A 24224-nucleotide genomic window follows, 5' to 3' on the forward strand; every position below is an offset into this window, starting at 1 on the left:
AAGTAATAATTCTACAAGAGCTTAAAAATAAAGGAAATATTTATGATTTATATGGGCATGACCCGCCGAAAAAAGCGGGTCGGGCTATCCGCTATATTCCCGATTAACAAAAACTACGGCTAAAAAGCCTTGTTTTTCTAAATCGGGAGATGCCGCTTCTATCCCTCATGCAAGACTCGTTTTCATAACAAAATCCCTTTTTTATAGATTTATTAGAAATATGAAAAGCGCTACTTTCGCTAAAGAAATAATCTCGCAGAGACGCAAAAGCGCGAAGTTTTGTTTTTTGTCATCCTGACGGAGGAAAGATCACACTAGAAACTCCGTACAGAAATTCTCCAATCTTTGTCGAGTTACGCGTGTGATCCTTCCGTCAGGATGACAAGATTACTTAAAAAAACTTTGCGTCTTTGTGACTTTGTGGCAAAAACTTAAAACCAATGAATAGCGAACTATTACAATCAAACATCATTTTAGAAAACGAACGCGTTTTATTACTTCCATTTGAAAACGAAAGAAACGTCGAACTCAAAGAAATCATTTTCGACGATGAAATCTGGAAATACATGGGAATGTATGTACGAACTGAAACTGACTTCGAAAACTACATTCAAAACACCCTAAAACATAAAGCAGAAGGCATTTGTTATCCTTTTTTAATCATTGACAAAGCCACCAATAAAGTTGCCGGAAGCACTCGATATGGCTACTTAAACCATGCGAGCCAAAAATGCGAAATTGGCTGGACCTGGTATGGAAAAGCATTTCAGAGAACTGGTTTAAATAAAGCCTGCAAATATGAGTTACTGAATTTTGGTTTCGAAAATATTCAATTCAAAAGGATACAATTTAGCGCTGATTTAGAGAACAAAAAATCACAAAGAGCAATTGAAAAATTAGGGGCGGTTAAAGAAGGGATTTTTAGAAATAATTATGTTGATTCTGAAGGAAAGAGTAAGGATGATGTTTATTATAGTGTTATTTTGGAGGAATGGGAGATTACTAAACGAGGATATTTTGCAGAGTTCAAATAGATTTATATATTTTAGCTTTTTAATCAATATCTAAGAAAAGTTAATATGGAAACAATAAGTTTAATTACTATCTCTTTAGGATTTGGGTTTATTTGGTTTGTAACATTTGTTCATCCTCCTAGTCATAGAATTTTACGAGCGAAAAAAACATATAACTTGTTTCTATACTTTTCAATTTTATCTCCAATAATTTCTATTATTATCTTTAATTCTCAAATGTTACAAAATCGAAAAGAGACGTTATTTTTATCTCTATCTTTATTGTTCTTTTTATTAATGTATAAATGTTGCGATGACTATATTTTAAAAAAATATAACCGTAATCTGTATTTCAAAAGAAGATATAATACTGTTTGGAATGATATTGAATCTGACGAGGCTGAATCTATTGACGAATGGTTTCAATATGGTTTAGCTATTTTACCATTCATTTTCTGTTACCTACTAAAGTATATAATTCTTGATGTTATATTAAAATAATAGTTCTTATAAAGCAGTATCAGACTTTATCTTCAAAACTAAAAACATTAAACATTTATAAAATGAACCTATATTCAGAACATTATGTCAGCAAAACTTGCGAAAGGTTCGTGAATAAAATTTGGTGTCTCGACAACAGCATCGGCGAAAGCCTAATTGAAAACAAACTCGTTTTACCAAATGGATGTTTTAATCTTGCCATTGTAACCGGGAATTCTATAGAAGTTCATACGAGCAAAAATAAATATCTAATGAGCGAAGGTTTTTACTTTTGTTCGCAAATGACCAATAAGGTTTTGGTTAATATTCAACCGAAAACTAAAGTTACGATTATACAACTGCACGCCTGGACACTTTCGTTTTTTCCAAAATATAATTTAAATAATTTTACCGATTCTATAATCAAAATTGACCCATCTGAATTGCCTTTTAAAACTAATTTAAACAGTGATATTTCTGTTTTATTAAATAGAATTAATATCTACTTCGAGGAATTAAATTCAATTACTTCTTCAAAAAATACAATTGAAAAAATCTGCGAAATCATCAAAATTCATCATGAAGAAATTACGGTTTCAGAAATTGGGAAAAGTTTAAATGCTTCGCAGCGAATGCTTCAAATCAAATTCAAATCGTCAACCGGACTGACCATTAAAAAATACATCCAGATTCTAAAATTCAGAAAATCGGTTGATCAAATGGTGCATTCTGGTTTAGAGAAATTAAAACTAACCGATGTTGCGCTTTACAATCAATATTTTGATCAGTCACATTTTATAAAGCAATTTAAAGATGTGACGAAAACAACTCCAAAAATGTTCAATTCGGACTCGTATTTTCTTTCCAAAAAAAGATAACATTTCGCATTTGTACAATTTTGTGATGAACGATTGATTTAATTTTGCAATATCATCAATCAACAATCACTCACAAAATGAAAATCAACAAATCAATTTTCCATTTAAAAACCATTTTAATTGGAATCCTGTTCTTCCAAATCCAACCTGGATTCTCCCAGGAAGAAAAAAACTCGGAATTGTACAAAACTATTATGTCCAAAGACAGTCTACTTTTTAATGTTGGCTTCAATACTTGCGATAGTTCTCAGTTCGAAAATCTATTTACAGCCGATTTTGAATTTTACCATGACAAAGACAGCATTTCTGATAAAGCTGAATTTCTTCGTAATTTTAAAAAAGGTTTGTGCGGCTCACCAACGACATATAAAGCCAGAAGATATTTAGTTCCAAATAGCACAGAGGTTTATCCTTTATACAAAAAAGGTGTTTTATACGGCGCTATGCAAATGGGAATTCATCAATTTTATGAAAAATCAGTTGGTAAAAATGAATCATTAACGGATGCAAAAGAACATTTTGGCAGTACAGCAAAATTTACTCATGTTTGGCTTTTACAAAATGGTGTTTGGAAACTAAGAAGATCTTTTAGTTATGACCATCAAAATACTAGCACTGCCGGAACCAAATCAAATATTTTTGACAATGATGAGGAAATTGAAAAATGGCTGCAACAAAATAACGTTCCAACTTTAGGAATTGGGATTATCAATAACGGAAAACTTCAGGAAATAAAAGTATTTGGCGAACTTAAAAAAGGAGTTGCTGCACCTTATAGCACCATTTGGAATGTAGCATCATTAACCAAACCCATTACTTCGATCGTGGCTTTGAAATTAGTAAGTCAGGGAAAATGGAATTTAGACGAAACTTTAGACAAGTATTGGATCGATCCGGATATTAGCAACGATCCGAATCATAAATTGTTAACTACAAGAATCATTTTAAGCCACCAAACGGGTTTTCCGAATTGGAGATTTATGAATGAGTCTAAAAAACTTGATTTCAAATTTAAACCTGGAACTCAATACTCATACTCAGGCGAAGGAATGGAATATTTAAGAAAAGCTTTAGAAAAGAAATTCCATAAAACATTAGATCAATTAGCGGATGAATTGATTTTTAAACCGCTAAAAATGAATGACACTAAATTCATTTGGAATGACATAACTGATGTTTCCAGATACGCCATTAATTATAACAATAAAGGAAACGCTTACGAGCCCGTTAAAAACAAGACTGCAAATGCCGCTGATGATCTATTAACCACCATTCAGGATTATGGTACCTTTTTATGCAGTGTAATGAATGGCGAAGGTTTGAGCAAAAAGATTTTTGAAGAAATGAATTCGCATCAGGTCGCTCAAAAGAAAAAAGACAAATACTTTGGTTTGGGTTTTGAAATCTATGATTTAGGGAATGATAATTATGCGTTGTCGCACGGTGGCGCAGATCAAGGTGTTCAGACACTCTTTTTTCTTCTTCCAAAAACAAAACAAGGCTTGATAATTTTTACCAATGTCGATGACGGCTATAAGGTTTACGAAAAGCTTCTTTTAAATTATCTGGGAGAAAATGGGCAAAAACTAATTGATATTGAAACGAAATAATGAATAACAAGAAAATCAAAACTATGGAAACCATGATGAATGTATTGATTCTTTTCATGCTTTTTTTAAGCAGAGAAGCAAAAGCGCAGACCAATAGTGAAGTTTTAAAAATGGATGTTTTAAAAACAGAAATCATGAAGATGGACAGTTTATTATTTGATGTTTCGTTCAATCAATGTGATGCTGCACTTTTCAAAAAAATAATAGCTGATGATATAGAATTTTACGACGATCGTTCCGGATTAAACACCTCCAAAGGAAATGAAATAAAATCATTACTGGATAAATGTGGAAGATCTGAGACACTGACCAGAAAATTAAACTCCTGTACCATAGATAAATTAGGTGATTTTGGAGCCGTACAAATTGGCGAACACACTTTCTATGTTGATGGAAAGCCTAGCGGAACTGGCAAATTTGTTCATATTTGGGAGAGAAAAGACAAAGATTGGGTTTTGAAAAGAATTGTTAGTTATGAACATAGAGCTATTAAAAAATAGCTCTTTTTTTTGTCCCATTTATTATTTTTTAAAGAAATACAAAAAAAAGTAGATTGCTATGAAACCAAATCGCTTTTGAATCGTCTAACAAGAATCGAACGCGAATATCATCATCATTTTTAATTTGTACATTCGTATAACAAATTAAAATTCAGATAATTAAACAGTTTCAATCATCAATCAAAAAATCAAACAACGAATCATTAATCTTAATCAATAATCATCAATGACCATGAACAAATCAATCAAACTTATTGCGGTGTGTTTTATAGCCACACTGTATACTTTTAGCGTTGTAGCGCAAGACAAAGCAAAAAAAATCGATCAGCTTTTAAGTAAATACAACGAATACGGGCAATTTAATGGAACTGCTCTAGTATCTGAAAACGGAAAAGTCATTTTCAAAAAGGGATATGGTTCTGCCAATATGGAATGGAATATTCCAAACCAACCCGACACTAAATTCAGATTAGGCTCTATCAGTAAACAATTTACAGCTTTCTTACTTGTTAAACTGGCCGAAGAAGGAAAACTAAAACTTGATGTTCCAATTACCACTTATCTACCCGCTTACCCAAAAGCAAACGGTGATAAAATAACGATTCATCATTTATTAACGCATACTTCCGGAATTCCAAATTATACTTCGGCTCCTAATTTCTTCAAAGAAAAAAGTAGGAACCCCTATACTCCTGAAGAATTAGTAAAGACATTTTCGAGTTTACCACTTGAATTTACACCAGGCGAAAAATTTAATTACAGTAATTCCGGGTATTTTTTATTAGGCTATATTATTGAGAAGGTTTCAGGGAAAACCTATGAGCAATATTTACAAGAAACCATTCTAACGCCATTAAAAATGGTTAATACAGGATACGATCACAGCGAAATTATTCTAAAAAACAGAGCTGCTGGTTATGAAAAACAAGGTAAGAAAATCGTTAATTCTGCTTATTTAGACATGAGCATTCCGTATGCGGCAGGATCTTTATACTCAACTGTTGAAGATTTGTACCTTTGGGACCAGGCGCTTTACACGACTAAATTACTTTCGGAAAAATCTACGGAATCCTTGTTCAAACCTTATATAAAAGCCGGAGGTGGTTCTTACGGGTACGGATGGTTTTTAGAAGAAGCTCCAAACGGAGACAAAGCTAAATTGAAAATTATTGAACATGGAGGAGGCATTAACGGATTTAATACCATTATTTCCAGAGTTCCTGTAGATAAGAACTTAGTCGTTTTATTAAATAATACTGGCGGAACAATTTTAGGTGAAATGAACGAGAGTATCAGAGCTATTTTATACAATCAGCCTTTTAATGAACCTAAAAAATCACTAGCACTTGACCTTTTAGATGTTTATTCAGAAAACGGAGCAATCGCGGGTACAGAGCTTTATAAAAAATTGAAAAAAGATCCTACCTTTGCTATTAAAGAAACCGATATAAATAGAGTTGGGTATGTATTATTACAAAATGGAAAAAAGAAAGAAGCTATAGAAGTTTTTAAAATCAATGTCGAAAACTTCCCAAAATCCGGCAATGTTTATGATAGTTTGGGTGAAGCTTATTTAGCAGATGGAGACAAAAATCTGGCTATTGAAAATTACACTAAATCTGTTGAACTGGACCCACAAAATGAAGCAGGAAAAAAGGTTTTAGCAGAAATTTCAAAATAGTAAAATAATAAACCTCAAAAATTACAAAACAACTTCGATAGTGCCAATTTAAAACGGTATTATCGAAGTTTTTTTGTTACAATTTCTAACAATGAAGTTTGATAATTTATCTTAAAAAATATTATTTTAGCACTGCCCAAAAACATTAAAATAACCTATGAAAAATCTAAGAAAGCATGCCTTTTTGGCATCAGTGCTATGCCTGTTTGTTACTAATATTTGTATTTCTCAAACCAACCCGCCACCGCCGGCCATGCCGACGCAACAAAATAAAATTATCGTTGATAAAATTATCGAAGCAGCTCATTACAAAACCTATGTTATTGATTATTGTCTCACTAAAATAAATGAGGCTTCCGCCAAAGAAGGCTGGAACGAGCAAAAAGCAATGGAAATTACAGAAAGTATCAACTACAAAAATTTCAGAGACGCTATCTACAATATTTTTGCTTTTTATGACGAAGTCGAATTAGAGACTTTATTAAAAGCCTATGAAAAAAATACTGCTTATCAGACCACGAACATTATGACAACAAATAAAGTGTTGCTTAATAATCTGAATATTTTCGCAAATGACATTGTTAAGGGGAAGTATATCTCTAAATAAAGGTTCAAAGTTGCAAAGGAGCAAAGGTTCAAAGGTTTTTAAAACGAAAACTTTGAACCTTTTTTCGAAACTTGAAACTTGAAACAATCAAAACTTGAAACTATTTTTTACTCGGTTTCAGAATTAACTTCGTCGATGTTTTTATTATTTCTTCTTTATTTAATTTCATTTTTCTGAATTTTCCGGCGTTAAACATTTCGGCCTGATCGTGATAATGTTCGCTAAATGGGTTGCCAGATTGTCCTGTTGGAATAATGCTCCAGCTGTTTTCAATATCAGAGAAATCTACTACTCTTCTGGTCGAAGGACCGCCTTTTACGTAATATTTCCCTTCATCATTAAAACCAAAAAACTGGTTGTTAATTACTTCATTTGATCCGGGAGCGGCGAATGGTCCAACATTAAATAATTTGCGAAGTGCAGCTACTTTTCCTAACGGATGTTCGTGTTCGACAGTATGAACTTTTCCCCAATTCCAGTCTGCAATTGTATTGCCTAATTGCGTTGTAAGTTGTGAAACGGCTTCATGAAACGATTTTGAAACAATATGATTTCTGGTTTCTTTTACATTTTTAGTTTTGATATTATCCCACCAAAGTGAATTCACATTAACAATTTGTCTCGCAATAATTTGTTTCCCTAAGTGTGTTCCAAGAAATATAGTAAAATCTTCCTTGCCCATTTCGTCTTCAAAAGTATTTTTCAAATACAAGTAAATCCATTTGTTGTAAATCGTTGGCGCAACATCTTCCAGATTCGTAGTTCCTTTCCATGCTTTCAAAACATTTAGCACTTCTTTTTCTTCAGCTGAAATCTTCTTAGCATCCAGATTTTCAATTAAATTCTGAACAACTCCAGTCGCAACAGAAGAAGTATTATCAAAAATCATTTTACTAATAGTTTCTTTGTCCCAGTCCGATTTCGCATCCATTAAACTTGAAATTCTTTTGGCGCGATCTTCAGGTAAATAATAACCAGGATACAAATAACCATCAACAGCTTCCGGTTGATTATTGGCTGAATATACATAACCCCATTTCGGATTTTCAGCTGAAGGGTTTTTAGTGAAATCTAAATATTCCGTTATATCATCTTTTCCACTGGCACCATCTAAGATAAAAAATGAATTTACTCCTTTATTGTGTTTATAAAGCGTTCCTGTAGCCCACCAAGCCACATTTCCTTTGGCATCTCCATACATTACATTCAATCCCGGAGCAGCAACCAATTGTACTGCTTTTCTAAAATCGTCTTTACTTTTCGCGTGCGAAAGTCCGTACACCGCATCCAGAATCTGAATGGGTTGTTGGGTATAAATCCACGACATTGCGATTGGTTTTTTGCTTTTTAGGTTTGCTAGCAAATCATTCATTATTGGTCCGTGTCGGCTTGATTTAACCGTCAAAACCACATCTGAAGTGTCTTTTATTTTAATGATCTTCTTTCTCGATTCATAAGCTGCAAAACCCGTTGGTGTTTGATATTGATTGGCATCATTGGCTTTGTTTGTTTCCTGATAAAAATCGATATCATCATTTTCAAACATCGTCAATCCGTAAGCATACTCGCGATTGTGTGCCAATAAAGGAAATGGAGTTCCAGCCAGATAACAGCCATACAATTCATGATCTGGTGTTACAATATGTGCTTCATACCAGGTAGCAGGCTGCGAAAACCCAATATGAGGATCATTCGCAAAAATAACTTTTTTGTTCTTTGTTCTATTTGGCCCTACTACCCAACTATTACTACCAACAAATGGCGGTATTGGAGATTTATCCAACAAACTGGCAATTGATTTTGAAATCTCGGCATATTCTCCCAAATTCTCTTTTGAGCTTTTGATTTTGGTCGTATTAAATTCTCCTTCAATTCCTAAATCTTTCAAATATTCTGCGCCGTATTTCGCACGGATATCTGTCAATAATGGATCTGTTTTTTGAGCCATCGCAAAACTGAAAGACATGTATCCAAAAATATTATAAACGTCTTTTATCGTAAATTTTTCTTTTTTCACACCTACCAAAGTAAACTCGATTGGTGTTATACCTTCCTCCAAATATTCATTTATTCCATCCAGATAGGCCAACGTCAATTGATAACTCGGACTATTTTTATCTAATTTGGCAATGGCTTTCGCCGAAGCTTCTCCAATACCAATTCCGGAGAAAAACATATCATTCTTAAGCGCAACCGATCCGAATATTTCTGATAATCTTCCTGGTGCAATTCTGCGAAGCAATTCCATTTGCCACAATCTTTCCTGCGCATGTACATACCCCAAAGCTGTCATCGCATCTTTTTCAGTACCAGCATAAATATGAGGCACACCAAAGTCATCAAAATAAACTGTGGTTTCTTTCTGCAGATTTTTCAACTGTAATTCACCTTCATATTTAGGTTTCAAATGAAAAATATAGGCACATAAACCTATTCCTAAAAGGACAATTATAATTACTAAAACCAACAGTATTTTTTTAATTTTCTTCATATTTAAAACAATATTAGGTACAAATGATTCGATAATGATGTAACTTAAAGACGTAATCCTATAAGAACATCATTGTTTAAAAGTCTAAATTTATATTTAAAATCAATACAATAAATGTCAATCTACAAAAAAATAGCGATCGGTGTAATTTCAATCTTTGTTTTTGTGCTTTTAATCAATTTCGGACTGAACTATTGGATTAAAAAACAGCTGCCGATTATTATTGAAGAAAAGAACAAAACGGCTTATAATATTAATTACGAGAAAATTGAAGTTTCACTTTGGTCGAGAAATATCTATGCCGAAACTTTATTGGTTCATCCAAAAAATCAATTGGAAAACAGCAAGATTAAAACTGGAATTTTTTCTAAAATTCAATCGATTACCATTAAACATTTCAATATTTGGGATTTGGCTTTTCGCGATGTTATTCAGGCTGAAAGTATCATTATTAACAAGCCCAGAGTCATTTTATATAAAAAGAATGATAAGCTTTTAAACAATAGCAAAAGCATTCGGACTGAAATTATCGAACCTTTCCGAAAAGTCGTTGCTGTTTCGAATATTTACCTGAACGACGGAAGCATTGATATTGTTTACTTAAAAAACAATAAACCGATTTTCAGTGTTAAAAACATTCTGCTGAAACTGGAAGGCATACTAATCACAGATGCGACTTTAAAGCAAAAAATACCGATGCAGTTCGAAAAATACGTTTTGGTTTGCGATAGTTTATATTATAAACCAAATCAATTTTACAGAATGGATATTGGTCAAATAAGCACGGAAAATAATTTTTTGAAAGTAAAGAATTTTTCGATGTTACCCGAATATAACCGAAAAACTTTTGTTCAAAAATTAGAAAAGGAAAAAGACATTTATACACTAAAAGTAGACTCAGTTCACATCAACAAAATGGATTGGGGATTTAAAAATGATCGTTTTTTCTTTAAAGCAAATTCGGTTGTAATGAATCATTTTGATGCGAATATTTATCGTGGAAAAATGCCAAAAGATGATTTAAGTAAAAAATATCTTTATAATCATTTATTGCGAAATCTTAAATTTCCTTTACAAATTGATACTTTACAGGTTCTTAAATCGAAGTTAGTTTATGAAGAAGAAATGGATTTTTCTAAAGGTCCCGGGAAATTAAATTTTGATCATTTTAATTTGCAAGCCACCAATCTACGAAGTGGTTTTGGTTTAAAAAAGACAGCTGACGTGAAAATCAAAGTCAATTGTCAATTCATGAAAACTTCGCCACTTAATGTTGACTGGAGTTTTAATGTTTTAGATCAAAAAGACAGTTTTCATATTCAGGGTGTTATTTCAAATTTTGACGTTACAGCCATGGGGCAATTCAGCAAACCTTATATGAATGCTTCCTTTACGGGAGTTTTCAATAAATACCGATTTAATTTTTATGGAAATGATAATATTTCAAAAGGAAATGCCTCTTTAGATTATGATGATTTAAAAGTTAAGTTATTCAAGAAAAAAAATCCTGAAAAAGAAGCGAAACTAAAATCTGCAATTGTTAATTTATTGGTCAAAAATGATTCAAAAGAAAAAGCCAAAACAGCTGATGTTGAGTTGGAACGAATTCAGGAAAAATCCTTTTATAATTTTCTATGGAGAAGCATTGCAGAATCGTTGAAGAAGATTTTGATTTAGATTTAAGCATATTTTCCACCGCGAATTCACGAATTTATTATTTACAATTCGTGAATTCGTGGCGATTTTTTTTCATCCATGTTCATTTTAAACCTGACATTTATCAGGTTTTATAACAATCCTTTTTGCAACATTTGTTTTTATTTTAATTGAAAACAAATGAAAAAAACACCCTTACATACTTTCCATATTCCGGTTATGGGGCTTGCTTATACTATTGACAGCCCAATTAGAGTAGCGCAATATGGAATTTCATCGGTAATTTCGATTGCTGATGATGATCTGATTGAGAAAATGCGTAATTTCTATAGCACGAAATTAAATCTTCCCTACGAAGAAATAAGCCAGAAATTTCATGATTATCGTGCGGAAAGAATTACATCCTACCTAAATTTAGTAGATAAAATTGTCAAACAAAAATTTGAAAGTTTTAAAACTGAATTAGCTGAAAGTAAAAGTTCTGTAGAAAATTTCATGTCGATGTTACCCAATACTTCAGACATTAAAAAAGGTTTTCAAAATTTACTGGAAGATGGAATTTCATTCAAAGAAAATATTCAGAATTATATTGAATCACATCTTTCTGTTGGAGAAATTGATGTGAATATCATGACGAAATTAGACAAGGATAATTTCATTAAAAATGAACAATTACCTCTTGAATTTAATGATGCACATGCAGCCTTAAGAGGTTTTGCAAACAGTAATCTTGAATCATCAGTGGTACTTTCTGCCGGAATGAATCCGAGACTTTACAGCTATTTTGAAAGTTTTCCAGATTTCTATCCGAATAAAAACAATCAACTTAAAAAGAAAATTATTTTAAAAGTAAGTGATTTCAGATCGGCTATGATTCAGGGCAATTTTTTAGCAAAAAAAGGACTTTGGGTTTCGGAATATCGAATCGAATCAGGGCTAAATTGTGGTGGACATGCTTTTGCAACCGACGGACTTTTGTTAGGAACCATTCTGGAAGAATTCAAACAGAAAAAAGAGCAATTAGTTCAATCGGCTCACGAATTAATGGTTAAAGCTTTACAGCAAAAAGGAGCGTCATTTCCCGATCAACCTTTAAATCTAAAAATTACAGTTCAGGGCGGCGTTGGTACTTCTGAAGAACATGAATTTTTATTGGATACTTACAATGTCGACTCTGTCGGTTGGGGAACACCATTTTTATTGGTTCCAGAAGCCACTTCTGTCGATCAGACCACACGAAATTTATTGATCAAAGCCAAAGAAAGAGATTTATATTTAAGTCATATTTCGCCTTTGGGAGTTCCGTTTAATACTTTACATGGCACTACGAATGAAATTTTGAAACAGAAAAGAATTCAGGAAAACAAAGCCGGAAGCTCCTGTCCAAAAAAATTCCTTGCACTAAGCAAAGAATACGACCCGCAAGGAATTTGCACTGCTTCAAAAAAATATCAGGATATCAAACTAGCAGAATTAGCAAATATAAAAGAAGCCCTTTCCCCTGATGCCTTTGAAAAGTCAAAAATAAAAATCACAGAGAAATCGTGTTTATGTGTTGGCTTGGCGAATTCCTCTTATTTAGAAAATGATATCAAAATAAAAGGTCAGGCGCAAGGTGTTGTAATTTGCCCAGGACCCAATATGGCTTATTTTGACCAAGAAGTTTCTTTAAAACACATGGTAGAACACATTTACGGAAATAAGTCTGTTTTAAGGGCTAATAATCGCCCTAATCTATTTGTAAAAGAATTGAAAATGTATGTTGAATACTTTAGAAATGAAATTGAAACTATTTCGGGTGAAATTACAACCAATCAGCTTAAGAAATTGAATAGCTTTAAAGCAAATCTTTTAGAAGGAATTGAATACTATCATAATTTGTTTGAATCCACTTTTTATTTTAAAAGTGAGACTGAAAAAATTAAATATCAAATTGATTTTTATAAACTGGAATTAACTTCCATAGAAATTCCTGTTCCTGAAATGGTATAAAAAAGAAACCCCGACTTAGAAATCTAAATCGGGGTTTTATTTATTTTAAATTTTTTATTCTTTTTTCTTACTTCCATCGATTATAGCACCTGTACCGGCACCAACTCCGGCTCCTGCCAATCCACCAATAATGGCACCTTCACCTTTTTTCTTACTAATAATGGCTCCTGTTGCAGCACCCACTCCGGCACCAATTACAGCACCTTTAGCGGTTGAACTCCAACCTTTCTTTTTAGTTGTTGTGGTTGTTGTTGCTGTTCCATCTTGTTGATGAACTACCACCACTTTTTGTGCTTCTACTTTCTGTTCTTCCTGGATTTGTGCCATTTCTGTTTTCATGGAATCAATAACACGCTGTTTATTAATTTCAACTTTCATCGAATCAATACTGGCTTGTTTTGCTTTATTGATATCTTCTTTTCCCTGATTTTGACAAGAAACTATAGATAATGCGGCTAATACTATATATAAGGCTTTCATGATTGTAGTTTTAATGATTATACACTACAAAGTAAAGGAGATGTTATTTTTTGATGTTATATGATTTGGAAGAAAGCTTACAGAATTTCATGATTTATATTTTTAACCGCAAAGTGCGCAAGGTTTTTACGCAAAGTTCGCAAAGTTCATCTCTCTATAATAGCAAAGTCGCGAAGCAACAAAGAAAATAAACTTTGCGACTTCGCGACTTTGCGAGATTCTTTTTTATAGCTAACTTATTTTTCTAAAATTCCTTGTTTTAAAATTTGTCCAAAATCGTACATATCTTCATATGAGCAATATAAAGGAACCGGAGCTAAACGAATTACATTTGGTTCACGCCAGTCGGTAATAACTCCGTTTTTCATTAAATAGTCGAATAAACTTCTTCCTTCTCCATGTAAAAAAACAGACAATTGAGAAGCTCTTTCCAAAGGGTTTGAAGGTGTAATAACTTCAAAATTACCTTTAACTTCTTTATCAATTTCATGTAAAATGAATTCTAAGTAAGAGGTAATATGGTCTCTTTTGGCAATTAAAGCATCCATTCCAACTTCTGCGAACATTTCTACCGAAGCTAAATAAGGCGCTAAAGAAAGCACCGGAAGATTACTAATTTGCCATCCTCCTGCTCCATGAACCGGATCAAAAGTAGGTTCCATTTTAAAACGGCGTTCTTTATTGTGTCCCCACCAACCGGCAAATCTTGGTAAATTAGCATCATTATGATGTTTTTCATGTACAAAACAGCCAGAAGCATTTCCTGGCCCCGAGTTCATGTATTTATAGCTGCACCAGGCTGCGAAATCTACATTCCAATCATGAAGTTCCAATTTGATATTTCCAGCTGCGTGTGCTAAATCCCAACCCACTTTTGCACCCACTTTTTGTCCGGCTGCTGTGATGGTTTTAATATCAAAAACTTGTCCGGTATAATAGTTTACTCCTCCGATTAAAACCAAAGCCAACTCATCGCCAACTTCTTCAATTTTTGCTAAAACATCTTCCAGACGAATATTATGTTCACCTTCACGACGTTTAATCTCTACAATAGCATCTTCCTGTTTATATCCATGAAAATGAACCTGACTCTGAAACATATATTGATCTGACGGAAAAGCTTTTTCTTCGCAGATAATTTTATAACGTTTCCCTTTTGGCTGATAAAAAGAAACCATTAACAAATGAAGGTTCACAGTCAAAGTATTCATTACCGTAACTTCTGAAGGCAAAGCACCCACAATTTTACTCAACGGTTCTGCAAATCTTTCTTGATAATCCCACCAAGGTTTTTGTGCATAAAAATGACCTTCAACAGCCAATTCTGCCCAATCGTTCATTACCTCGTCAACATAAGCTTTGGTACGTTTTGGTTGTAATCCTAAAGAATTTCCTGTGAAATAGATTACGCGTTTGTCATTCACTTTCGGAAAAATAAACTCATCCTGATAGTGATTTAAAGTGTCTTGCGAATCAAGCTCTCGTGCGAATTCGCGTGTATTTTGAAAAGTCATTGAATTTTGTTTTGAGGCGTAAAAATAGGAAATGTTTCTTTTGTTTCAAGTTTCATGTTTCAAGTTTAACGTTGTGCAGAACTTGAAACCTGAAACTTGAAACTTTTAAACCCTTATAAAAACAAAAAACCCATCATTAACTGACGGGTTCTTTATATAAAATATATCTCGATTAGATAATCAACATCGCGTCTCCGTAAGAATAGAATTTGTATCCTTCTTTGATAGCTTCGTCGTATGCTTTTTTCATTAAATCATGTCCACAAAAAGCTGAAATCATCATTAATAATGTTGATTTTGGTGTGTGGAAATTCGTAATCATACAGTTAGCAATACTAAAATCGTGAGGAGGGAAAATAAATTTATTTGTCCAGCCTTCGTAAGGATTTAAAGTATTTTGAGATGAAACTGAACTTTCAATAGCACGCATTGAAGTTGTTCCAACAGCACAGATACGTTTTTTCTTTGCTTTTGCTTCGTTTACGATATCACAAGCTTCTTGTTTGATGATCAATTCCTCAGAATCCATTTTGTGTTTCGATAAATCTTCAACCTCAACCGGATTAAAAGTTCCTAAACCAACATGAAGTGTAACCTCAGCAAAGTTTACTCCTTTGATTTCTAATTTTTTCAAAAGGTGTTTTGAGAAGTGTAAACCTGCAGTTGGTGCAGCTACAGCCCCTTCTTCTTTTGCATAAATAGTTTGGTATCTTTCAGCATCTTCAGCAGTTACTTCTCTGTTGATGTATTTCGGAATTGGAGTTTCTCCAAGTTCTGTCAATTTGTTTCTGAATTCTTCGTAAGAACCGTCATATAAAAAACGTAAAGTTCTACCACGAGAAGTTGTATTATCAATTACCTCAGCAACTAACGAATCGTCATCACCAAAATAAAGTTTGTTTCCGATACGGATTTTTCTAGCCGGATCAACTAAAACGTCCCAAAGACGTTGCTCAGAATTTAGTTCTCTCAATAAGAAAACTTCAATTCTTGCTCCTGTTTTTTCTTTGTTTCCGTACAAACGAGCAGGGAAAACTTTAGTATTGTTAAGAATTAAAACGTCTCCGTCATCAAAATAATTGATAACATCTTTAAACATTTTATGTTCTATAGTTTGTTTTGCACGGTCAATTACCATTAAACGAGACTCATCTCTATTTTCTGCTGGAAATTCCGCTAAAAGTTCTTTTGGTAAATTAAATTGAAAATGTGATAATTTCATATTTGAATTGTTGATTTTAAAGTGTAGATCTTAGATTTTATATCTAAAATTATAAATCGTGTGCAAATATACGATTGTGAGATAGGCGTTGTCAAGTGTTTTGCTGTTTATTTTCAAAAGTCGTTGATTTACTGATGGTTTGACCTCGTTAAAAAACGTTTTTTTCACCATATAAGAAATATAAGTTCATTTAAATTGGATTTTTTATTGTTTTGAGTTTTTTGTCATTTCGACGAAGGAGAAATCCTCGCGAGAAGCTCGACACAGATTAGCTATGCATTGCGGAGTTACTTGCGAGGATTTCTCCTTCGTCGAAATTGACAAACTTTATGAAAATAGCAGAAACCAAAATAGCCCTTAGTTTTAACCAAGGGCTATTCAAATTATGCTCATTTCTTTAAATGAACTTATATTTCTTATATGGTGGAAAATTTTACAATTCTGAGATTTCGAAGCTTAATGCTTTTAAGTCATTCCAGAAATCCGGGTATGATTTTGAAACTACTCCTGCATCTTCTATAATAATTGGAACTTTAAGTGCTAACGGCGCAAATGCCATTGCCATACGGTGATCGTTGTAAGTTGCAATTTTTACATTGTGATTGATATTTTCTGAAGCTATTAAAGTCAAAGAGTCATTAGTTACTGAAATATTAGCTCCCAATTTTGTAAGCTCGATTCTAAGTGCTTCCAGTCTGTCTGTTTCTTTTATTTTTAAAGTATGAAGACCTGTTAAGTGACAACCAATTCCTAAACCTAGACAAGTTACTACAATGGTTTGAGCAATATCAGGTGTGTTATTTAATTCGAAATTTACGGTTTCATATTTAAAATTCTCTTGTTTAACCAAGGTCATTTTATTATTTTGAAAAGTAGTTTTTACTCCTAATTTCTCATAAAGTGAAACTAATTCAGAATCTCCTTGTAAACTATTTTCTTTATAACTCGTTAATGTTATTGAAGCCTTATCAGCCAGCGCCACTAAACTAAAAAAGTAAGATGCCGAACTCCAGTCAGATTCTACAACCATTTCTTTTGAAGCAACCCTTTCTTTTGGATAAACTTTAATTACATTTCCTTCAAAACTAGTTTGAATATCCAAATCATTCAGCAAAGCCAAAGTCATTTTGATGTATGGAATCGAAGTAATTTCTCCTTCTAAAGTAAGCTCTAAACCATTTTCTAATTTTGAAGCCACTAACAAAAGTGCCGAAATATATTGGCTGCTTACATCCGCCGCCAAAGTTACTTTTGAAGCGGTAACTTTTTTTCCTTTGATTTTTATTGGCGGATAACCTACTTCTTTTTCATATGAAATCTCAACACCTAATTGTGCTAAAGCTTCTACCAAAATTTTAATCGGACGTTCCTGCATTCTGCTTGAACCCGTCATGACTAAATTTCTACCTTCGTTCACAGCAAAATAAGCAGTTAAAAAGCGCATTGCTGTTCCTGCGTGATGAATATCTACAATTTCGTCATTTCCAATCAAAGCTTTTTGCATTACTTCACTGTCATCAGAATTTGAAGTATTGGCAAGTGTAATATTTGGAAACAATGCTTTTAACAACAATAAACGATTTGTTTCGCTTTTTGATCCTGTTACTGCAATTTGTCCTTGTAAATTATGTTGAGTTGTTTGAAGTAGTAAATTCATTTTTTAAATTGTAAGTTGTAAATTATGAACTACGAATATTACAAACGCAATTCAGTCCCGCAATTTACCACTCCCCATTCATAATTCAAAATTCAAAACTCATAATTCAAAACTTATGAGTGATATTTCACAATTATTTTAATTTATCGTTGTTTTTGTGTCGATCCTTATCACGAACCGATTTTAAATCCATTTTTTTATCAAAAGCAGCTTGCAAATCAATTCCAGTTTGATTCGCCAGACATAAAACTACAAAAACAACATCAGCCAATTCTTCGCCTAGATCTTTATTTTTATCGCTTTCTTTTTCAGATTGTTCACCGTATCTGCGTGCGATAATTCGGGCTACTTCACCTACTTCTTCGGTAAGTTGCGCCATATTAGTCAATTCGTTAAAATAGCGAACACCGTGCTCTTTTATCCAGGTATCTACATCAAGTTGGGCATTTTTCAAATCCATCGTTATATTTTTTTAAGAACAATTTTTTCATTTTGACTGGCAAGCATTTTCTGGAACAGCTCTTTTAATCCAGTATACTCATCAGCTGCAAAAATACTACTGTTAATCTCTTTTACACAACTAATCTGAATTTTATTCCCCACGCCTGAAATATTAAAAGTGTAAACTATCGCTTTATCTTCAGAAGAAATACGGACAGGTTTAGGCATTGATTCTACAATATATCCTTCAGGAATATCTAAATTTAGATTAATTTTCTCCTGCGTTGGATAGCCAAAATAAATTGCCATTTGCCTTTTTTCCTGTGTAAAAGGATTTTTAGATCTGGTAAAAAACAGAAGCGGATTTATAAATATTTTACCCCCAATAATTTCAGATTGATTATCTGAAATAAAAGAAAAACTCTCTATAATAGGGTCGACCAAATTTGTCTCTTTATTTTGAATTGCATAATTTGATATTTTTAAATCTCCTAATTCTGCCTCATATTTTTCAAGATAACTCTCCTGATTTTTAGTAGCATTACGAACTCTGAAGCTATAAGCATCATAATCTGTTCTTTGCACCCTGACTTTTCCTTCTATTTTTCCGGAAACATCTAATTTCGCAATTGTATTTGAAAATTCCTTAGATAATAAAACGGGGTATAAATCTATTTCCTGTGATGTACCGTCTTTCTTAATTAGTCTTCCTTTCCAGTTTAAAACATTTAAAGGCAGAATATTTGGCGATGTAAATTTATGAGTCGCATCCAGCAAAATTTGTTTTCCATCAATTTCAGCAGCTGCAATAACATAATTAAAACCAGTTCTTGTAGGATAAATTGGAATTCCATTTTCTATAGTGCTAACCAGAACAGGATTTACTTCTATTCCAGCCAATTTCAACATGTTGATCAATATAAAATTGATTTCGGCTATGTTCCCGGTTTGATCGGCATATGCTTTTACAATTCCTTTATCGGTATAATAACCGTTTTCTTCGTTCCAGTTCATTTTATTCTGAACGAATTTGAAAATAACATTTAATCTTTCATTAAGAGATTCTACATTACCAACTAGTTTCTTGACGTCTTCCAGCAAAAAATCATTTTGACTGAGTTCTTTACCAAAATCTTTGTCTTTAAAAATTGTTGAAGCCACACCTTCCCATGTCAAAGAATAATCCTTTACGGGCTCATCAGGATATCGTATTCGTTCTAGTTCGAATTGAATACTTCCTTTATAATTATCAATATTATTGACGTAGGGTTCAAATAGTAATCCAGGAATATCTTTTCCTGTATAAAAAGAATTAATTTGTTTGTATGAAATCGTATTTGTCTGATTATGTTCGTTATCAAAACTTTGGCTTCCTGAAACAAGTTTAGAATCTGATGTTATTGGTGTTTTTCCAGTTAAAATTGTTTTATAGATATAAAACTCCGGAATCTCTGTTTTATATTCGAAATAATCTACCGGAATCTCATATTGAAAATCAAAATCAGGAAGCTTCACAATATTTTCTGATTTTAAAATGTATTTGTACTCAATGATCGACCCGACTTTTACATTTGGTAATGTAATAGTTTTTTCATTCCAATATTTATTTACCTTTTTCTTAAAAGTGCCTTGATTATCCAATTTAGTTTTAACAATTTCACCATTTTCCAAATTATAGGTAATCGCTTGTGAAAACTCCAATCGATCTTCGTGTAGTTTTTCATAACCAATATAAAACCTCACTTTTTGATCCGCCCAGCTAAGGCCTTCTTTTTTATAAATTTTAATTTTGAACTCATAAACGTGATTAGCTGAAAAACCATTGCTTTTATTATAAGTAAAGAAGGTTCTTCCCTTCTTAAAAATAATTGCTGCGGGTGCGGTAGTATCTGTCGGATGTACCTTTTCCTGTAATTGGGCAACCGTTACTTTTCCCAATTCATATTTTTGAGCATTGATTTTAAAAAAACCAAAAAGTAAAAAGATAATTACAGCTAAGTTTTGAAGCTTCATATTTTAAATTCTTTTTAAAACTATTTTTTCATTTTGACTCACAATTATATTTTGAAAAAAGTCTTTCAACATGTCGTAATCATCGGTAGCAAAAATATATTTGTTTATTTCCTTCACAACCTGAATATGCACTTTGTTTTCTTCAGAAATCATATTCATTGTATAAGAAGCATCTCTATTTTCTGTTACAACGCGTATTGGTTTGGGCAATGATTCAACGACAAAACCATCAGGAATATCTAAAAATACATTATAAATATCCTGGCCTGGGTAACCAAAATACACCGGCATTTGTCTTTTTTCCTGCTTAAATGGATTATTAATATCCGTAAAAAAAAGTATCGGCTTTAAAAATATTTTTCCTCCAATACGATCATAAGAATGTTTAGCCTTAAAATTAAATTCTTCCTGAATTGGCTTGGATAAATCCTCCTTTTTATTTTCTATTATATAATCCTGTATCTCAATATTACCCAAATCATTTTCTAATTTTTCTAAATAAGAATCTTCATTTTTATTTGAATAAGTTTCTCTAAATCGAAGAGCATCATAATTCGTTTTTTTAATTCGAACCTTACCTTGAATCTCTTCTAAATTAGTATTTATACTGGCAATTATGGTGTAATTATCTTTCGACACGTTTTTTGGGATCAATTCAATTTCCTCAGAAGAACCATCTTCTTTAATAAGTCTTCCTTTCCAGTTTAAAACATTTAATGGCAAAATATCAGGTGCTGTAAACTTATTAGTTGCATCCAGCAAAATTTTCTGTCCATCAATTTCGGCAGCGGCAATGACATAATTAAAAACAGTTCGATTGGGAAATACAGGGACACCATTTTCAACGGTACTTACTAAAACCGGATTCGCTTCGATTCCTGCACTTTTTAACATCGAAATCAGAATGAAATTTATTTCGGCTACATTTCCAGATTTTTCTTCAAATGCTTTTTTTACTCCTTTATCTACGAAGTACCCTCTCTTTCCGGTCCAGTTCATCCTATTTTGAACAAACTGAAAAATCAAACTGACACGTTCATTCTTAGAATCTGTCTTCTGTAATATCACTTTTAAATCATCAAAAAAATAATCCGTCGCTTTAAGTTCTTCTCCAAAATCTCTATTCTTAAAAATTGAAGTTGCAACTCCTTCCCATGTGTTGGTATAATTAACAACTGGTTTATCAGGATACCTTTCTCTTTCTAGTTCATTTTGAATCGACCCTTTATAATTATTTACATTATCAACAAATGGCTCTTCGGTAAGTGATGGAATATCTTTTGAAGTATAAAAACTGTTAATCTGTTTGTAACCACTTGCAAATACCTGATTGCTCGTCACTACATCTGCAGTTGTTTCTATTTTTGAGGTTCCAACGAGCAAAGATTTATAAATAAAGAATTCCGGAATCTCTGTTTTATATTCAAAATAACATACCGGAATATCATATTGAAAATCAAAATCCGGAAGTCTGACTATATTTTCTGATTTCAAAACATATTTAAATTCTATAACCGAGCCAACTTTTACGTTCGGTAAAGTAATTGATGCCTCGTTCCAATATTTATTAATTTTATTTTTAAAACTCCCCTCACTATTCAACCTTGTTTTTACAATTTCACCATTTTCAAGATTATAAGTTGCCGCATTAGAAAACTTTACGATATCATCACTCAAATTTTCATATCCTATGTAATAAGATACTTTTTGGTTTGCCCAGCTTAAACCCTCTTTCTTATAAATTTTAATTCTGAATTCATAAACGTTATTCGTGACAACACCCTTACCTTGAGTGTAAGTAAAAAAAGTTCTTCCTTTTTTAAACAAAATAGCGGCCGGAGCCGCACTATCTTTTGCATTCGATTTTTCTTGTAATTCGGCAATAGTTACTTTTCCTAATTCATATTTTTGAGCATTGATTTTTGAGTTCACTAAAATCAGGAAAACTAAAACAGCTAGTAAGCGTAACTTCATTTTAAATTCTTTTTAAAACTATTTTTTCTGTTTCTTTTGCAACCATTGCTTTATAATATTCTTTTAACATTTCATATTTATCAGCAGAAACAATAGCTTCATTTATCTGATGTGCAATATTTAATTGTAATGAATTACCATTAGATGCGATATTAAATTTAAAACTTCCTAAATTTTCGTCCATATTAAAAACTGCCGAAACAGGTAATGTTTCAACAGCAAAACCTTCAGGAATTTGAATCGTAATATTGTACTTATCTAAAAATGGGTAACTAAAATCGACTGGATATTCACGGACTTCCTGTTTAAATGGATTTTTCTCATCCGTAAAAAACAACATTGGGCTAACGTATATTTTACCTCCTATTACTTCACACAAATTATTTCCTGTAAATGAGTACGTCTCTATTGTAGGCAGCAAAACATCTTTTTCATTTGTTCTGCTGTACTCGCTAATCTCAATTTTATTGTTTTCGTTTTCGAGCTTCTCTAGATATTCTTCTTCTTTTATACCATCAATATTATCTCGGATAACCATAGCATTGTAATCTGTACATTGTCTTCTGGTTTTTCCTGTAATTTTACCATCTGCATCAATACTATAATTCATAAAAATATTATCGTTTGATGGTTTACTTGGCATTAAATCAATTTCCTGAGATGTACCATCTTTTCTAATCAATCTTCCTGACCAGTTTAGAACTCTTAAAGGCAAAATATTTGGCGTTGAAAATTTTTCAGTAGCATCAAGTAGAATATTTCCATTTGGAGTTTCAACAGCAGCAATTACATAATTAAAGGCATTTCTGTTAGGAAATAATGCGATTCCATTAGAACGTGTACTTAACAAGACTGGGGTTGCCGTTAAACCAGAATAACGTAGCATAGCGATAAGCATTAAATTAATATCGGCAATATTACCCGTTTTTTCTTTATATGCTTTTTTCACTCCATTATCGCAACCATATCCCATGTAACCATTCCATTTTACATTAGCCTTTACATAATTAAAAATAATCCAAATCTTTTCTTCCAGCGTATTTTTACCTGCTAATAATGTCTTTAAATCATCCTCAAAATACCCCGTTTTATTTAGTTCAGGGCCAAAATCATCATATTCATAAATTGTTGTTACAACCGAATTCCAGTCTGTAGTGAACTCTTTCATAGGAGAATTTGGAAACTTTACCAATGAAAGTTCGTGTTCAACACTTGATCTATAATTATCAATATTATTAACATAACTTTCTTCTTTCATTGAAGGAACATCAACTGCAATGTAATTCGTTTCATTTTCAATATAGTCAAGATGCAGGGTTGAATTATTAGGCTTAGAGAGTCCAACACGTTTTTCTTTCCCTGTATAAGTAATAGATCTCGGCTTTTTTAATGTTGTAATTTTAGGATAAAAATATCCTTTTTGTCTAGAATTAAAGACATAATATTCAGGAATAAACGTTGAAAATTCCGAATAATTTACAGGAATTGAAGTTTGAAAATTCCATTCTCGTATAAGTCGATCACTTGGAGATTTGATAGTATATCTAAATTCAATTACAGATCCTTCTTTAACATTAGGCATTGTGATTTTTTTTTGCCCCATGTTTTTATTCAGTACTTCATCAAAAAAGCCGTCACTTTTAAGTTTTGTTTTTTCGATTTTACCATTTACTAAATTATATGTCACAGCATCTTCAAAAAAAACATGCTCTTTCAGGTTGGTAGTATTCCAATATGGCACTCCCTGATTAGCCCAATTATAACCTTCTTTTTTATAAATCTTAATCCTGGTTTCAACATCTGTAAAGACAAAAAAACTATTATCAATCGAATCGAATTCAATTCTCGATTCTCCTCTTTTGTATAAGATTGCCGCTACTGCTGAAGAATCTTTCGGATGTGATTTCTCTTGTAATTCAGCAATTGTAACTTTTCCCAGCTTATAATTTTGAGCCTTAACTTTTGCCCATCCTAAAATCAGGAAAACTAAAATAACTAATAAGCGTAACTTCATC

General features: G+C 32.4%; 17 protein-coding genes. 8 read left to right on the forward strand and 9 right to left on the reverse strand.

Translation table 11 applies throughout. The annotated features are described in order from the left end of the window. Nucleotides 1-440 precede the first annotated feature (440 nt). From IRZ99_RS11300 to IRZ99_RS11325, 6 genes are all read left to right on the forward strand, one after another. Nucleotides 441-1034, forward strand: a complete 594-nt coding sequence (locus IRZ99_RS11300) for a GNAT family N-acetyltransferase (RefSeq protein WP_194657367.1) — start codon at nucleotides 441-443, stop codon at nucleotides 1032-1034. Nucleotides 1035-1576: 542 nt separating this feature from the next. Beyond that, complete coding sequence (locus IRZ99_RS11305) at nucleotides 1577-2371, forward strand: helix-turn-helix domain-containing protein (protein WP_194657368.1); 795 nt, start codon at nucleotides 1577-1579, stop codon at nucleotides 2369-2371. Nucleotides 2372-2448: 77 nt separating this feature from the next. Further along, the gene (locus tag IRZ99_RS11310; protein WP_194657369.1) at nucleotides 2449-3981 is read left to right on the forward strand and encodes a serine hydrolase; all 1533 of its coding nucleotides are present in this window, start codon (nucleotides 2449-2451) and stop codon (nucleotides 3979-3981) included. Beyond that, nucleotides 3981-4481 carry a nuclear transport factor 2 family protein gene (locus IRZ99_RS11315; RefSeq protein ID WP_194657370.1) on the forward strand — a complete coding sequence of 167 codons (501 nt, stop codon included), beginning with the start codon at nucleotides 3981-3983 and terminating at the stop codon, nucleotides 4479-4481. The genes IRZ99_RS11310 and IRZ99_RS11315 overlap by 1 nt, the downstream gene beginning before the upstream one ends. Nucleotides 4482-4713: 232 nt before the next feature. Further along, nucleotides 4714-6162 (forward strand): serine hydrolase domain-containing protein, encoded by a 1449-nt coding sequence (locus IRZ99_RS11320; RefSeq protein ID WP_194657371.1) that lies wholly within the window; start codon nucleotides 4714-4716, stop codon nucleotides 6160-6162. A gap of 157 nt (nucleotides 6163-6319) precedes the next feature. Then, nucleotides 6320-6769 carry a hypothetical protein gene (locus IRZ99_RS11325; RefSeq protein ID WP_194657372.1) on the forward strand — a complete coding sequence of 150 codons (450 nt, stop codon included), beginning with the start codon at nucleotides 6320-6322 and terminating at the stop codon, nucleotides 6767-6769. 100 nt (nucleotides 6770-6869) lie between these two features. Here the strand turns inward: IRZ99_RS11325 and IRZ99_RS11330 are convergent, their stop codons facing one another. Continuing rightward, nucleotides 6870-9260: a penicillin acylase family protein gene (locus IRZ99_RS11330; protein WP_194657373.1), complete on the reverse strand. Its 2391-nt coding sequence runs from the start codon at nucleotides 9258-9260 to the stop codon at nucleotides 6870-6872. A gap of 114 nt (nucleotides 9261-9374) precedes the next feature. Here IRZ99_RS11330 and IRZ99_RS11335 point away from each other — a divergent pair, with 114 nt between their 5' ends. Then, on the forward strand, nucleotides 9375-10937 hold the full coding sequence (locus IRZ99_RS11335; RefSeq protein ID WP_194657374.1) for a hypothetical protein: 1563 nt from the start codon (nucleotides 9375-9377) through the stop codon (nucleotides 10935-10937). A 159-nt stretch (nucleotides 10938-11096) separates the two neighbouring features. Further along, a complete protein-coding gene (locus tag IRZ99_RS11340) occupies nucleotides 11097-12908 on the forward strand; it encodes a hypothetical protein (protein ID WP_194657375.1) in 1812 nt (603 codons plus the stop codon). Nucleotides 12909-12962: 54 nt separating this feature from the next. On the opposite strand, the gene IRZ99_RS11345 is transcribed toward IRZ99_RS11340, so the two are convergent. From IRZ99_RS11345 to IRZ99_RS11380, 8 genes are all read right to left on the reverse strand, one after another. Continuing rightward, nucleotides 12963-13388, reverse strand: coding sequence for a YMGG-like glycine zipper-containing protein (locus tag IRZ99_RS11345; protein ID WP_194657376.1), 426 nt, complete (start codon nucleotides 13386-13388; stop codon nucleotides 12963-12965). Nucleotides 13389-13624: 236 nt separating this feature from the next. After that, nucleotides 13625-14902: a kynureninase gene (gene kynU, locus IRZ99_RS11350; RefSeq protein ID WP_194657377.1), complete on the reverse strand. Its 1278-nt coding sequence runs from the start codon at nucleotides 14900-14902 to the stop codon at nucleotides 13625-13627. A gap of 172 nt (nucleotides 14903-15074) precedes the next feature. Then, the gene (gene queA / locus IRZ99_RS11355; RefSeq protein ID WP_026983475.1) at nucleotides 15075-16124 is read right to left on the reverse strand and encodes a tRNA preQ1(34) S-adenosylmethionine ribosyltransferase-isomerase QueA; all 1050 of its coding nucleotides are present in this window, start codon (nucleotides 16122-16124) and stop codon (nucleotides 15075-15077) included. 433 nt (nucleotides 16125-16557) lie between these two features. Next, nucleotides 16558-17781, reverse strand: coding sequence for a 3-phosphoshikimate 1-carboxyvinyltransferase (locus tag IRZ99_RS11360; protein ID WP_194657378.1), 1224 nt, complete (start codon nucleotides 17779-17781; stop codon nucleotides 16558-16560). 133 nt (nucleotides 17782-17914) lie between these two features. Then, nucleotides 17915-18241, reverse strand: a complete 327-nt coding sequence (locus IRZ99_RS11365; RefSeq protein ID WP_012022600.1) for a nucleotide pyrophosphohydrolase — start codon at nucleotides 18239-18241, stop codon at nucleotides 17915-17917. Nucleotides 18242-18243: 2 nt separating this feature from the next. Beyond that, complete coding sequence (locus IRZ99_RS11370) at nucleotides 18244-20235, reverse strand: DUF3857 domain-containing protein (RefSeq protein WP_194657379.1); 1992 nt, start codon at nucleotides 20233-20235, stop codon at nucleotides 18244-18246. 3 nt (nucleotides 20236-20238) lie between these two features. Further along, a complete protein-coding gene (locus tag IRZ99_RS11375; protein WP_194657380.1) occupies nucleotides 20239-22209 on the reverse strand; it encodes a DUF3857 domain-containing protein in 1971 nt (656 codons plus the stop codon). Between the two features lies 1 nt (nucleotide 22210). Beyond that, on the reverse strand, nucleotides 22211-24223 hold the full coding sequence (locus IRZ99_RS11380; protein ID WP_194657381.1) for a DUF3857 domain-containing protein: 2013 nt from the start codon (nucleotides 24221-24223) through the stop codon (nucleotides 22211-22213). Nucleotide 24224 lies beyond the last annotated feature (1 nt).

It is taken from the genome of Flavobacterium sp. LC2016-12, assembly GCF_015351595.1.
Taxonomy (GTDB): Bacteria; Bacteroidota; Bacteroidia; order Flavobacteriales; family Flavobacteriaceae; genus Flavobacterium.

What these genes read in the sequence shown, in the direction of transcription:
- IRZ99_RS11300 (WP_194657367.1), top strand. Translation starts at nt 441, where the DNA reads ATGAATAGCGAACTATTACAATCAAACATCATTTTAGAAAACGAACGC.
- IRZ99_RS11305 (WP_194657368.1), top strand. Translation starts at nt 1,577, where the DNA reads ATGAACCTATATTCAGAACATTATGTCAGCAAAACTTGCGAAAGGTTC.
- IRZ99_RS11310 (WP_194657369.1), top strand. Translation starts at nt 2,449, where the DNA reads ATGAAAATCAACAAATCAATTTTCCATTTAAAAACCATTTTAATTGGA.
- IRZ99_RS11315 (WP_194657370.1), top strand. Translation starts at nt 3,981, where the DNA reads ATGAATAACAAGAAAATCAAAACTATGGAAACCATGATGAATGTATTG.
- IRZ99_RS11320 (WP_194657371.1), top strand. Translation starts at nt 4,714, where the DNA reads ATGAACAAATCAATCAAACTTATTGCGGTGTGTTTTATAGCCACACTG.
- IRZ99_RS11325 (WP_194657372.1), top strand. Translation starts at nt 6,320, where the DNA reads ATGAAAAATCTAAGAAAGCATGCCTTTTTGGCATCAGTGCTATGCCTG.
- IRZ99_RS11330 (WP_194657373.1), bottom strand. Translation starts at nt 9,260, where the DNA reads ATGAAGAAAATTAAAAAAATACTGTTGGTTTTAGTAATTATAATTGTC.
- IRZ99_RS11335 (WP_194657374.1), top strand. Translation starts at nt 9,375, where the DNA reads ATGTCAATCTACAAAAAAATAGCGATCGGTGTAATTTCAATCTTTGTT.
- IRZ99_RS11340 (WP_194657375.1), top strand. Translation starts at nt 11,097, where the DNA reads ATGAAAAAAACACCCTTACATACTTTCCATATTCCGGTTATGGGGCTT.
- IRZ99_RS11345 (WP_194657376.1), bottom strand. Translation starts at nt 13,388, where the DNA reads ATGAAAGCCTTATATATAGTATTAGCCGCATTATCTATAGTTTCTTGT.
- kynU (WP_194657377.1), bottom strand. Translation starts at nt 14,902, where the DNA reads ATGACTTTTCAAAATACACGCGAATTCGCACGAGAGCTTGATTCGCAA.
- queA (WP_026983475.1), bottom strand. Translation starts at nt 16,124, where the DNA reads ATGAAATTATCACATTTTCAATTTAATTTACCAAAAGAACTTTTAGCG.
- IRZ99_RS11360 (WP_194657378.1), bottom strand. Translation starts at nt 17,781, where the DNA reads ATGAATTTACTACTTCAAACAACTCAACATAATTTACAAGGACAAATT.
- IRZ99_RS11365 (WP_012022600.1), bottom strand. Translation starts at nt 18,241, where the DNA reads ATGGATTTGAAAAATGCCCAACTTGATGTAGATACCTGGATAAAAGAG.
- IRZ99_RS11370 (WP_194657379.1), bottom strand. Translation starts at nt 20,235, where the DNA reads ATGAAGCTTCAAAACTTAGCTGTAATTATCTTTTTACTTTTTGGTTTT.
- IRZ99_RS11375 (WP_194657380.1), bottom strand. Translation starts at nt 22,209, where the DNA reads ATGAAGTTACGCTTACTAGCTGTTTTAGTTTTCCTGATTTTAGTGAAC.
- IRZ99_RS11380 (WP_194657381.1), bottom strand. Translation starts at nt 24,223, where the DNA reads ATGAAGTTACGCTTATTAGTTATTTTAGTTTTCCTGATTTTAGGATGG.